The sequence below is a fragment of the Marinobacter sp. ANT_B65 genome, assembly GCF_002407605.1.
Taxonomy (GTDB): domain Bacteria; phylum Pseudomonadota; class Gammaproteobacteria; order Pseudomonadales; family Oleiphilaceae; genus Marinobacter.
In genome coordinates this window covers 530,118-541,904 of record NZ_NXGV01000003.1, presented here as the reverse complement: position 1 = coordinate 541,904, position 11,787 = coordinate 530,118, and the positions used below count along the sequence as shown (strand labels likewise).

At 54.6% G+C, this 11,787-nt stretch carries 11 protein-coding genes and 1 tRNA gene; 9 read left to right on the top strand and 3 right to left on the bottom strand.

Going from position 1 to position 11,787, the window contains the following annotated elements; all coding sequences use genetic code 11:
• Positions 1-69: 69 nt before the first annotated feature.
• Positions 70-156: transfer RNA gene (locus CPA50_RS15655), tRNA-Leu, on the bottom strand.
• A 260-nt stretch (positions 157-416) separates the two neighbouring features.
• On the opposite strand from CPA50_RS15655, the gene rnr reads away from it, so the two are divergent.
• The 9 genes from rnr to CPA50_RS15610 all read left to right on the top strand — a co-directional run bounded on the left by rnr (position 417) and on the right by CPA50_RS15610 (position 9,638).
• Positions 417-2,930 (top strand): ribonuclease R, encoded by a 2,514-nt coding sequence (rnr, locus tag CPA50_RS15650; protein ID WP_096783451.1) that lies wholly within the window; start codon positions 417-419, stop codon positions 2,928-2,930.
• 15 nt (positions 2,931-2,945) lie between these two features.
• Complete coding sequence (gene rlmB, locus CPA50_RS15645) at positions 2,946-3,683, top strand: 23S rRNA (guanosine(2251)-2'-O)-methyltransferase RlmB (RefSeq protein WP_096783450.1); 738 nt, start codon at positions 2,946-2,948, stop codon at positions 3,681-3,683.
• Positions 3,684-3,913: 230 nt separating this feature from the next.
• Positions 3,914-4,357: a 30S ribosomal protein S6 gene (gene rpsF, locus CPA50_RS15640; protein ID WP_096783449.1), complete on the top strand. Its 444-nt coding sequence runs from the start codon at positions 3,914-3,916 to the stop codon at positions 4,355-4,357.
• A gap of 25 nt (positions 4,358-4,382) precedes the next feature.
• On the top strand, positions 4,383-4,613 hold the full coding sequence (gene rpsR / locus CPA50_RS15635) for a 30S ribosomal protein S18 (RefSeq protein WP_007154918.1): 231 nt from the start codon (positions 4,383-4,385) through the stop codon (positions 4,611-4,613).
• A gap of 26 nt (positions 4,614-4,639) precedes the next feature.
• Entirely contained in the window at positions 4,640-5,506 is an 867-nt protein-coding gene (locus tag CPA50_RS15630) for a hypothetical protein (protein ID WP_096783448.1), read from the top strand.
• A gap of 20 nt (positions 5,507-5,526) precedes the next feature.
• Complete coding sequence (gene rplI, locus CPA50_RS15625; RefSeq protein ID WP_096783447.1) at positions 5,527-5,973, top strand: 50S ribosomal protein L9; 447 nt, start codon at positions 5,527-5,529, stop codon at positions 5,971-5,973.
• Between the two features lie 229 nt (positions 5,974-6,202).
• On the top strand, positions 6,203-7,609 hold the full coding sequence (gene dnaB / locus CPA50_RS15620; protein WP_096783446.1) for a replicative DNA helicase: 1,407 nt from the start codon (positions 6,203-6,205) through the stop codon (positions 7,607-7,609).
• Positions 7,609-8,685, top strand: coding sequence for an alanine racemase (gene alr, locus CPA50_RS15615; RefSeq protein ID WP_096783445.1), 1,077 nt, complete (start codon positions 7,609-7,611; stop codon positions 8,683-8,685). The genes dnaB and alr overlap by 1 nt, the downstream gene beginning before the upstream one ends.
• A gap of 74 nt (positions 8,686-8,759) precedes the next feature.
• The gene (locus CPA50_RS15610; protein ID WP_096783444.1) at positions 8,760-9,638 is read left to right on the top strand and encodes an SDR family oxidoreductase; all 879 of its coding nucleotides are present in this window, start codon (positions 8,760-8,762) and stop codon (positions 9,636-9,638) included.
• Positions 9,639-9,663: 25 nt separating this feature from the next.
• Here the strand turns inward: CPA50_RS15610 and fnr are convergent, their stop codons facing one another.
• Both fnr and fabB read right to left on the bottom strand, forming a co-directional pair.
• Positions 9,664-10,419, bottom strand: a complete 756-nt coding sequence (fnr, locus tag CPA50_RS15605; RefSeq protein ID WP_096783443.1) for a fumarate/nitrate reduction transcriptional regulator Fnr — start codon at positions 10,417-10,419, stop codon at positions 9,664-9,666.
• 144 nt (positions 10,420-10,563) lie between these two features.
• The gene (fabB, locus tag CPA50_RS15600; RefSeq protein WP_096783442.1) at positions 10,564-11,778 is read right to left on the bottom strand and encodes a beta-ketoacyl-ACP synthase I; all 1,215 of its coding nucleotides are present in this window, start codon (positions 11,776-11,778) and stop codon (positions 10,564-10,566) included.
• Positions 11,779-11,787 lie beyond the last annotated feature (9 nt).

Genomic DNA, 11,787 nt, shown 5'->3' with positions numbered 1-11,787 from the left:
GGTTAAAGCCTGTCAGGAGTCGTCTGGGAATTTCGGGTAATTCATACGACCATTTCCTGGGAGAGGAAATGGTGCCGAGGAGAGGACTTGAACCTCCACGCCCTTGCGAGCACTAGCACCTGAAGCTAGCGTGTCTACCAATTTCACCACCTCGGCAGGTGATTTGCAGATTTGCCTTTAGTTTGTTGAAAACTGGGCACTTCTGCCAAAGATGACTTGTTGCCTCATCTGTTGGCGCGTACTTTAATAATTCCCGCCGGGGCTGTCAAATACTTTTTCAGAAAATGGACTGGAGGTGTTTGTACGTATAATAAGAAGTAGTGGGTTGTTAGGTAGTCGATCCCTACCAACGTATACTATTATTGTAAATGAATGTGAACAGCGCCGCTGTGGCGCAGTATTGAACAAGGATCCGAATGGTTTCCAGGAATAAAAAACACAAAGATCCTCACGCTGGTCGTGAGGCTCAGAATTATGAGAACCCGATTCAGAGTCGGGAATTTATCCTCGCGCATCTTAAAGAGCGGGGGGCTCCGGCGACACACGAAACATTGTGTTCAGAGCTTGGCCAAACCTCTCCGGAAGGCATTGAGGCGCTGAGGCGCCGTTTGATTGCCATGTGCCGGGATGGTCAGCTTGTCTGTAACCGTCGTGACGCTTACCTGCCAATCGAGGAAGCCGACCTGGTAAGTGGTCGGGTTATCGGTCATAAAGATGGTTTCGGCTTTCTGGTGCCGGATGATGGCGGGTCTGACCTGTTTCTCACCGCCCGCCAGATGCGCCAGGTGTTCCACGGCGACCGGGTGGTTGCGCGGGTAGACCGGGTTGATGACCGTGGCCGGCGCGAAGGCGTTATCGTTGATGTTACCGAGCATAATACCCAGCAGACTGTCGGCCGTTTTTTCAAGGAAAGCGGTATTGCTTTTGTCGTGCCGGAGAATGCGCGAATCAACCACGAAGTGCTGATACCTGAAGAGCACGCAGGTGGGGCGCAGCACGGTCAGTATGTTGTTGTGGATATTCTGCGCCAGCCTACCGTCCGTACTCAGCCTACCGGCAAGATCGTCGAGATTCTGGGTGAGCACATGGCTCCCGGGATGGAAATTGATGTGGCTATCCGCTCTTACGACATTCCTCATGAGTGGCCCACGGAAGTAGGCGTTCAGGCTGCGGCGATTCCGGCCGAGGTTGAAGAAAAGGACAAGAAAAACCGGGTGGATATCCGCAATATGCGGCTGGTCACGATTGATGGCGAGACTGCCCGGGATTTCGATGACGCTATTTATTGTGAGCCCCGCGGTCGCGGTGCCTATCGTCTGGTTGTGGCAATAGCCGACGTATCCCATTATGTGCGCGCGGACTCCCCCCTTGATGAAGAGGCGTTGCGTCGCGGCAATTCCGTGTATTTCCCGGATCACGTAGTGCCCATGCTTCCCGAGAAGCTGTCCAATGGCCTCTGTTCCCTGAACCCGGATGTTGATCGCTTGTGCATGGTGGCCGATATGACCATCAGTGCAGCGGGTAATATCAGTGGATACACCTTTTATCAGGCGGTAATGCGTAGCCATGCTCGGCTGACTTACAACAAGGTCAGCGACATGCTGGAACGGCCGGACTCTGAGCCTGGTAGCCCGCTGTCTGCCCAATACGCCGATGTGCTGCCACACCTGCATAATCTGTATGACCTGTACAAACTGTTGCGCAAGGCCCGGACCGAGCGTGGCGCCATTGATTTTGAAACTACCGAAACGCGCATAATCTTCGATGCTGAACGCAAGATAGAAGAAATTGTGCCGGTGCATCGTAATGATGCCCACAAGATTGTTGAAGAAAGCATGTTGTGCGCCAACGTGGCCGCTGCACGTTTCCTCAAAAAACATAAGATACCGGCGCTTTACCGGGTACACGACGGACCCTCTGAAGAGCGGCTCAATTCGGTACGGCTGTTCCTGGGTGAGCTTGGGTTGCAGTTGGGTGGCGGCGACGAGCCGACATCTGCAGACTACCAGGAGCTGTTGTCCCAGATAGCAGACAGACCTGATGCCAATGTAATTCAGACTGTTATGCTGCGCTCGCTGAGTCAGGCTGTGTACAGCCCGGAAGAGAGTGGTCACTTTGGTCTCGGTTTTCCGAGCTATGCCCACTTTACGTCGCCGATTCGCCGTTACCCGGATCTGATTGTGCATCGGGCTATCAAGTCCAGGATTCACGGTCCCGAGGCAGCGAAAGATGTCGTGGCCCCCGCTGTAACCGATCCGGAATTGGCAGTGTATCCCTACGACTATGCCCGGATGCAGAAGTTCGGCGAGCACGTTTCCATGACTGAGCGGCGAGCTGATGACGCTACCCGTGATGTGATGGCATGGCTCAAGTGTGAGTTCCTGAGTGATCATGTCGGGGAAGAGTATGACGGGGTGATTGCCGCGGTTGTGCCCTTCGGGTTCTTTGTAGAGCTGGCTGATGTCTATATTGAAGGCCTGGTCCACATTTCTGCGCTCAGTGGTGATTACTTCCACCACGACTCAGCGAAGCACCGTCTGATTGGCGAGCGAACGGCTGTGAGCTTCCGTTTGGGTGATGAAGTGCGCGTCCGAGTGATGCGGGTTGGCATGGAAGATCGCAAGATAGATCTGGAGCTGATCAGTACGCCTAAACGCCGTCAGGCTGACCGGGATGCACTTGATGTGCCCAAGCGAGAAGGTCGCGGCAAGAATGACAAGCGCGCTGATAAAGGGCGTGGCCGTGGGGGTTCGCCGGGTGGGGACAAGTCCGCAAAAGCGAAGAAGCCTCGCAAGACAGGTAAGCCGGCAAGTGCGAAAGCCCAGCTGGTAGCCGAAGCCGCTCAGGGGGCTGGTAAAAAGCCGAAGAAAAGTCCGGGTAAGCCCGCTGGTGCCAGCAGGCCGCGGAAAGCTCGCAAGACAGACAAATAACAGGAAGTCGAACCAGTGTCCGGAGAATTTGTATTTGGCTGGCATGCGGTTGAGGCCGTTCTCAAGCGTGAGCCCGGAAGGCTGCAGCAGGTCTGGATTCAGACCGGCCGGCAGGACAGGCGAGTAAAAACCATTACAGACACTCTGGATGAGCTTGGAGTCCGGTGGGCTGTTGTTCACCGGCGGGAACTCGATGAGCGTGTTGCCGGGGTCCATCAGGGCGTTGTTGCTGCGGTCAGTGAGAGCCAGGAGTGGACAGAAGATGATCTTCTGAACCATCTTGCGGCGAGCGACAAGCCGCCCTTTCTGTTGGTACTTGATGGTGTAACTGATCCCCATAACCTCGGAGCCTGTATGCGCACCTGCGATGCGGTCGGAGTTCAGGCTGTTATCGCGCCCAAAGACAAGTCGGCTTCGTTGACGGCTGTGGCCCGGAAAGTTGCCTGTGGTGCGGCTGAAACGGTTCCGTTTGTACGCGTGACCAACCTGGCGCGTTTTCTGCGTACCATCAAGGATCAGGGTGTGTGGCTGATTGGTACCGCGGGTGAGGCGGATACGACGCTGTATCAGGCTGATTTCAAAGGCCCGATCGCTCTGGTAATGGGGGCTGAGGGCGCAGGTATGCGCCGGCTGACGCGGGAGCACTGTGATCAGCTCATTAATATTCCTATGCTGGGCGATGTAGACAGTCTTAACGTTTCTGTTGCTACCGGGGTCTGTTTGTACGAAGCCTTGCGGCAGCGCCTTGGTTAACTCTTGCACAGAAGCCTCTGTGCGCCTAGAATACGTCACCCCTTTTGTAGGGGGAGGTTTTGTATTGCCTTTAATCAGGTCAGCAACGCCTCGCTTTTGATTGAGCCTTTCCAGTAAAGCCTTATCAATAGAGCAAAAAAAGCGGCGGCTTTCAGCTGCCACCTCCTTGCTTTCATGCTTCTCGGACAGTCCGGGAAAAAAGGAAGCTGTTTAAACCGTAGGGAGAACTCATGCGTCACTACGAAATCGTATTTATGGTACACCCGGATCAGAGCGAGCAGGTGCCCGCGATGATCGAGCGTTATACCGGCGTCATCACTGAAGATGGCGGCAAGGTACATCGCCTGGAAGATTGGGGCCGTCGTCATATGGCTTACCCGATCAACAAGATTCACAAAGCTCACTATGTGCTGATGAACGTTGAATGTTCACAGGCAGCAATGGACGAGCTGACTCACAACTTCCGGTTCAACGATGCCATCATCCGCGACCTGATTCTGCGTCGCGATGAAGCTGTTGCTGATATCTCTCCGATGAAAGCCGCTGAGTCCCGTGAGGACCGTCGCACTGGCGGAGATGATCGCCCGCGTCGTTCAGCTGAATCTTCTGATGACCGTCAAGACGAACGTCAAGACGACAGCCAGAAAGCTGAAACCCAGGACGAAGAAGAGTAATTAACCGGAGTTGAGGAGTTACGTTATGGCTCGTTTTTTCAGACGTCGTAAGTTCTGTCGTTTCACGGCAGAAGGTGTTAAAGAGATCGATTACAAGGATCTGGACACCCTGAAAGGCTACATCACTGAAACTGGCAAAATCGTGCCCAGCCGTATCACCGGCACTAAAGCACGTTATCAGCGTCAGCTGGCAACCGCTATCAAGCGTGCCCGCTACCTGGCACTGCTGCCGTACTCGGACAGCCACGATAACTAAGTAACAGATATACAGGGTTTGGGACCATGCGTGCACTGGCACAATTTGTAATGCGCGGTCCCCTGCAGGCCAGCGGGGTAGCAGCAGTCACAACTGCCGTACCCTTGTTGTTCTGGATTGGCGCAGCGGTTGTCGGCCTGGTTATTCTCAGGCTCGGCATCAGCCAGGGGCTTGCAGTTGGCCTCTGGGCGTTGCTGCCGGCGCTTGGCTGGGGGGTGTTGGGAGGTGATCCGACAGCCCTCGCGGTGCTGGTGCAGGTGATGCTTATGTCATCACTGCTCAGAACAACGTTGTCCTGGGAAAGGGCCCTTCTTGGAGGGAGCTTTCTGGCGATAGTTACGGGGCTGGTTTTGCCCGTGATTTATCCCGGTTTGCTGGACGAACTCGTTCGCGCCGGGGTCAGTTTTTACGAACAGTACAATGCTGAAGTGGCCCGTTCGCTGGGGGGAGACCTCGAAACGGTTATACGGGACACAATGAACGCCAGTATGGCGGGCAGTTATCTGACAGCAGGCATAGGTATGACAATGCTGGCAAGGTCGTGGCAGGCGGGGTTGTATAACCCCGGCGGATTCCGCTCGGAATTCCACGCTCTGAGGTTGTCACCTGCTATTGCTGTGGTCTTTGCCGCCACAATGGTTGTAGGTCCTTTTCTGGGGCTGAACTCCATGTTGCTGGTATGGGTAGCTGGAACCCCGCTGTTTTTGGCGGGCCTTGCGCTGATTCATGGCATTGTCGGACGTAAAAAACTGAGCGCGCAGTGGCTGGTAATGTTTTACATTGCCCTGGTGCTTCTGGGCCCAAGCCTGATGATTCTGTTAGTGGTTCTGGCTTTTGTTGATAGCTGGCTGGATATCCGGGGGCGAATAAAGCCTGCCGGGCCGGCTGAATAAAGCACGAAGAGGTTAACGAGATGGAAGTTATTCTGCTCGAGAAAGTTGCAAACCTTGGCTCCTTGGGTGACAAGGTAAATGTTAAGTCCGGTTACGGCCGTAATTACCTGCTTCCGTATGGCAAGGCTGCGCCTGCCACCGAAGCAAACGTGAAAGCATTCGAAGAGCGTCGCGCAGAGCTTGAGAAAGCTGCAGCAGAGAAGCTTGCAACAGCTCAGTCCCGCGCTGAGGCTCTGGAAGGTTCGTCCTTCACAGTTACCTCTAAAGCTGGTGACGAAGGCAAGCTGTTCGGCTCTATCGGTGTTCGCGATATCGCAGACGTAATTACGGCTGCCGGTACCGACGTTGAGAAGAGTGAAGTTCGTCTGCCAGAAGGCCCGCTGCGGGCGACTGGTGAGTATGAAATCGAGCTTCACCTGCACACTGATGTTGAAGTGACTGTCAAGCTGGCGGTTGTTGCTGAGTAATCTGCTTTCCCTGAAAGCAGAGCCGGGCGTGCCCGGTTCTCTGTAACGCGCTGGTGGCTTGCGGTGAGCTCCCCGGAATTCACCGCAAGCCAAAACAACAGGCCCGAACCGTTTATACGGCTTTCGGGCCTGTTGCTTTCTGGTATGCTGTCAGCATAAAACCCCCTCCCATTGCTGCGACATTCCACATACACTGTCGTGGTTATGATGCTTAACTGAAGATGTTTTCATGGCCAAGCCTAACCTGAAGCCCGCGAGTACTGATCCCGAAACCAGCCGAATAAAGGTGCCTCCTCATTCCGTTGAAGCGGAACAGGCGGTTCTGGGCGGCCTTATGCTGGATAACCGGCGGTTTGATGAAATCACCGAGATAATCACTTCTGTTGATTTCTATCGCCAGGATCACCGGTTGATTTTCGGTGCTGTTGAGCGTCTGGCCAGTGAGAACGAGCCACTCGACGTAGTCACTCTGGCCGAGTTTCTGGAGCGGGCCGGTGATATCGAAGATGCTGGCGGGTTGTCCTATCTGGCGGAGCTGGCCGAGAAAACGCCAGGTGCAGCCAATATCCGTGCTTATGCAGAGATTGTGCGCGAGCGGTCGATTCTGAGGCAGCTCGTTGAAGTTTCTGGCAAGATTTCAGATTCGGCGTTTAACCCTCTGGGGCGTAACAGCAACGAAATTCTCGACGAAGCCGAACGCAACGTATTCCAGATTGCCGAGTCCAGGGTCAAAGAAGGTTCCGGCCCCCAGTCGATTAATCCTATTCTGACCAAAACCCTGAGCCGTATAGAAGAGCTGTTCGAATCCGGAGAGCAGACAACGGGCCTGACTACAGGGTTCAGGGATCTGGATGAACAGACTTCCGGTATGCAGCCGGCAGATCTCATCATTGTGGCGGGCAGGCCCTCCATGGGTAAAACCACCTTTGCCATGAATATCGTCGAGAATGCGCTTATAAGTACTGGCACACCGGTTCTGGTATTCAGTATGGAAATGCCCGCAGATGCTCTTGCCATGCGTATGCTTTCATCTCTTGGGCGTATCGATCAGAGCAAGGTTCGTGGCGGCAAGCTGGAAGAAGACGACTGGCCCCGACTGACTTCTGCAGTGAGCCTGCTTAAAGACAAGCCCTTGTATATTGATGACACTCCCGGCCTCAGTCCAACGGAATTGCGCTCCCGCGCCCGTCGTATTGCCCGTGAAAATGACGGAAAAATCGGGCTGATCATGGTGGATTACCTGCAGTTGATGCGGGTGCCAGGCAACACAGAAGGCCGGACGGCGGAAATCTCGGAAATCTCCCGTTCATTGAAGGGCATCGCCAAAGAGCTCAGCTGCCCTGTAGTTGCTCTTTCCCAGCTTAACCGGAGTCTGGAGCAGCGTCCCAACAAACGCCCGATCAACTCGGATCTGCGTGAATCTGGAGCGATCGAGCAGGATGCGGATGTCATCATGTTTGTATACCGCGATGAGGTCTATAACGAGGATACCCAGGATAAAGGTATTGCTGAAATCATCATCGGTAAACAGCGTAATGGTCCCATTGGTACGATTCGCCTAGCGTTTATCGGGAAATACACCAAATTTGAAGACCTGGCTCACGGTGATTATGGCGACTATGGTGGTGAGTACTGATGCCACGTAGTACGGCTGCCAGTATTGATCTGGAGGCGCTAAAGCGCAATTACCGTACGGCAGCCGATCGGGCTGGTAGCGCGAAAGCTATGGCTGTTGTAAAGGCTGACGGTTATGGTCACGGTATTGCGCAGGTTGCATCGGCCCTGGCGGATGTTGCGCCCAGGTATGCTGTGGCCTGCATTGAAGAGGCTCTGGCTATCCGTGCCGCAGGGTTGGTGCAGCCAGTGGTACTGCTTCAGGGTGTGCATGCCCGTGGTGATCTTGCCGACTGTGAATGCAGTAACTTTGAGCCAGTACTGCACAACGAGAAGCAGCTGGAGTGGCTGGAACAGGGTGATGACATGCCCTGGTTCTGGCTGAAAGTTAACACGGGTATGAATCGCCTGGGGTTCTGGCCAGATGATCTGCAGGCTGTGATGGCTCGTGTGGAAAAGGCAGGCGCTGGCAGCCGGCTTCTGGGTTTTGTCAGCCATTTTGCCTGCGCTGATGATACCAGCAGTACAATGACCGCCGCTCAGACGGCCGTTTTTGAAACCGCAACGTCGGCCTGGCCTGGAGTGATGAAAAGCCTGGGTAATTCTGCGGCCCACTTTATCTCCGGTCAGCCACTGTTTGACTGGAGTCGCCCGGGGATCATGCTTTATGGTGGATCGCCAGTGGTCGGCAAGACAGGCCCGGAGCTGGGGCTTGAGCCTGTAATGAGCCTTGAGGCGCCTCTCATCACCACAAGGGTGGTCAGAGCCGGTGAAGCCGTGGGTTATGGACGGGCCTGGGTGGCCGAGCGCGATACCCGTATGGGTATGGTGGCTATTGGCTACGCGGATGGCTATCCCCGCCATGCCGGAACCGGTACGCCTGCAGCCATCGACAGCCAGAGAATCCGGCTGATTGGCCGGGTCTCCATGGATATGCTGGCGGTGGATCTGAGTAACGCGCCGGACGCCAGTGAAGGCGATAGAGTTGAACTTTGGGGTAAAACCGTTGGTGTGGATGAGGTTGCTGCCTGTGCAGGTACGATCTCTTATGAGCTGCTGACAGGGATTACCAACAGAGTGCCTCGCATCTATATTTAACGTACGGGAATCCACTGCTCTGAAGGAATCCCGAAGCATCTCATATCAGTAATATCCGGAGGCATTGAACTCTAGTGCATGTACTTGTTGTTCACGATTACGGTCCCTTGGGGAAAATTCTGCTTGAGTTGCTTCGGGAGACTTCCCTGCATGTCAGCCCCTTGCTGATCAGCGATCCTGCAGGTGTCAATCTGAGTGCGCTCGAAAGCTGGATTCCGAAGGACACCGACCTTATCGTCAATGCGCTATGGCTGGCGGACCCCGAAGCTGCTGAGCGCGATCCTGAGGGCACACAAAAAGCAGCTTTTTCGTTACCCCTGGCTATCGCCGAGTTTGCTCGTGACAGGAATATGGCTTTGTTTCAGCTATCTTCCTGTTACGTATTTGATGGCCGCAAACAGAGTGGCTACATATCCTCAAACCCGGGACAGCCGGTTAATCAGCTGGGCAACTGGCAGTGGGAGTGCGAACAGGCATTGCGTACCCTTCTGCCTCGGCACATCATTCTACGTTCCGGCTGGAGCCTGAGTCGTTTTATCCGGAAGGTTAGGGTGAGTACGGCATCTGATGAACCTTTATTGCTGCCGGGGCGCTGTGTGGGCCAGCCGGTTGCGGTGAGAGATCTTGCCAGGGTAATGGCGGCCGTTATACAGCAGCTGGATTGCGGAGCAGAAGCATGGGGAACATTTCAGCATGCGGGCGCTGAGGTCATCAGTATGTATGAGCTGGGGCTTGCGATTGCGGGGTTACCTGGTATTCCCGAGGATCTTCATGTAATCGATGACATGCCGGCATGGGGTGCTCTGGAGCCGCCAAACACTGCGCTGATCTGTACTAAGCTCCGCAATACCTTTGGTATCAAGCAGGTTCCCTGGCGTTCCGGGCTGTTCGATGAACTGGCAATGCTGAGGGACGAGGAAAAGCACATCTCTGCTGTAACACCGGCCGAATAAATCCGGCCGGTTTCAGTAAGGCAGTTTATTGCTGGCAGCCCTGGCGGGAAAACTCCCGGGTTACCATCTGCAGCGCTTCAACATCCAGCAGTTCCACTTCACGGCCCCGTGCCTTGATGATGCCCTGGTTCTGGAAACGTGTGAAAACACGGCTGACGGTTTCAACCGCAAGACCCAGGAAGTTGGCGATGTCGTTCCTGGCCATTGGGAGGCTGAAGTTTGTGGGTGACATGCGCCGACGCTGGAAGCGACTGGACAGGGACAGAAGCAAAGATGCAATGCGTTCCTCGGCCGTATTTTTGCTTAACAGCATCGCGAGCTGGTGACCATTCTGGATCTCCTGACTCATCAGGTGATACATGTGGTGCTGTAATTCCGGCAGTTTTACGGTGAGCTCTTCCAGCTTGTCTACAGGGAACTCGCATACGCTGGTGCGTTCAAGAGCTTTTGCTGTGCAAGCGTAGGATTCACCACTCATGCTGTCCAGCCCAACAAGTTCGCCGGGCATAAAGAACCCCGTGACCTGTTCTTCACCGCTTTCAGTAATAATCGATGTTTTGATGGAACCGCTTTTTACTGCAAAGCAGGAGCGAAAGGGCGTGCTCTGATCAAATATATGTTCACCGCGGTTGTAAATGCGGCCCTGCTGAACGATATCTTCCAGTCTTTCCAGGTCGTTATCTTCAATGGCGAGAGGCAAGCACAGGTTGCTCAGGCTGCATTGGTGGCAGGACGCTTTTAGCGGTGCAGGGACTTGGCGGAAATTAATTGCTCGTGCCATCGCTTATGAACCGTCCAAATTGATGCAAGTCAAGTTGCTACTTTAATACGCGGGAGCCCGTTTGCCAATGACCAAACTTAAGGATATTTCCATATAGCTGAAATAAAAGGCGGGGCCGTGGAACCGGACCCGCCTGGATTGCCTTCAGGCTGGCAGTTTCTCAAATACCAGAGAGGCGTTTGTTCCACCAAAGCCGAAGCTGTTGGACATAACTGTTTCAAGTGCTGCTTCCCGGCCCTGAGGCCCCACCAGAGGCATGTTCCCAATGGCCTCATCTACCGAAGCAAGGTTGGCGGTACCGGCAATAAAACCATGCTGTAGCATCAGCAGGGAGTATATGGCTTCGTGAACGCCAGCGGCCCCGAGAGAGTGGCCGGAGAGGGATTTTGTTGATGAAATGGCGGGAATATCGGCGCCGAAGGTTTTCTGCACGGCGCCCATTTCGGCCAGATCACCTACAGGGGTGCTGGTCCCGTGGGCATTGATGTAATCAATCTTGCCGCGAATGGTAGCCATCGCCTGCTTCATGCAGCGCTGGGCGCCTTCACCCGAGGGCGCTACCATATCGTAACCGTCAGAGGTGGCTCCGTATCCGGTAAGCTCTGCGATAATATTGGCTCCGCGCTTTTGCGCGTGTTCAAGTTCTTCCAGTACCACCATGCCGCCGCCGCCGGCGATCACGAAACCATCGCGCCCGGAATCGAAGGGGCGAGATGCAGTTTCCGGAGCATCGTTGTACTTGGTAGAAAGTGCGCCCATGGCATCAAACATCATTGTGAGGCTCCAGTCTTCTTCCTCACCACCTCCGGCAAATACGATATCCTGCTTGCCGTTCTGAATCTGCTCCATGGCATGGCCGATGCAGTGGGCACTGGTGGCACAGGCAGAAGACATTGAGTAGTTCACTCCGCGAATCTTGTATGCAGTGGCCAGACAGGCAGAAACTGTACTGGTCATGATGCGGGGTACCATGTAGGGCCCGATTCGTTTGACGCCTTTTGCACGCATGATGTCGGTTGCTTCAACCTGGCTTGAGCAGGATGAGCCGCCAGAGCCCGCAATCAGCCCTGTGCGATCGTTGGAAACCTGCTCGTCGCTCAGGCCCGCCTGGGCAATTGCCTGCTCCATGGCGAGATAGCTGTACATGGCCGACGGCCCCATGAAGCGCCGCATTTTGCGGTCAATAACGGTGGTATCAACCATTGGGGATCCGGAAACCAGGCTTCGAAATCCCATCTCTTTGTAGGTTTCATTGAAGCGGATGCCTGAGGTTCCGTTTTTGAGGCTTGCGTAAACCTCATCAAGAGAGTTTCCGAGGCAGGAAACGATGCCCATGCCGGTGACGACGACTCGTCTCATGCTGTTCTC

Coding starts and splice junctions, on each gene's coding strand:
- fabB (WP_096783442.1), bottom strand. CDS start 11,778: ATGAGACGAGTCGTCGTCACCGGCATGGGCATCGTTTCCTGCCTCGGA.
- rpsF (WP_096783449.1), top strand. CDS start 3,914: ATGCGTCACTACGAAATCGTATTTATGGTACACCCGGATCAGAGCGAG.
- dnaB (WP_096783446.1), top strand. CDS start 6,203: ATGGCCAAGCCTAACCTGAAGCCCGCGAGTACTGATCCCGAAACCAGC.
- CPA50_RS15630 (WP_096783448.1), top strand. CDS start 4,640: ATGCGTGCACTGGCACAATTTGTAATGCGCGGTCCCCTGCAGGCCAGC.
- rplI (WP_096783447.1), top strand. CDS start 5,527: ATGGAAGTTATTCTGCTCGAGAAAGTTGCAAACCTTGGCTCCTTGGGT.
- fnr (WP_096783443.1), bottom strand. CDS start 10,419: ATGGCACGAGCAATTAATTTCCGCCAAGTCCCTGCACCGCTAAAAGCG.
- rpsR (WP_007154918.1), top strand. CDS start 4,383: ATGGCTCGTTTTTTCAGACGTCGTAAGTTCTGTCGTTTCACGGCAGAA.
- rnr (WP_096783451.1), top strand. CDS start 417: ATGGTTTCCAGGAATAAAAAACACAAAGATCCTCACGCTGGTCGTGAG.
- alr (WP_096783445.1), top strand. CDS start 7,609: ATGCCACGTAGTACGGCTGCCAGTATTGATCTGGAGGCGCTAAAGCGC.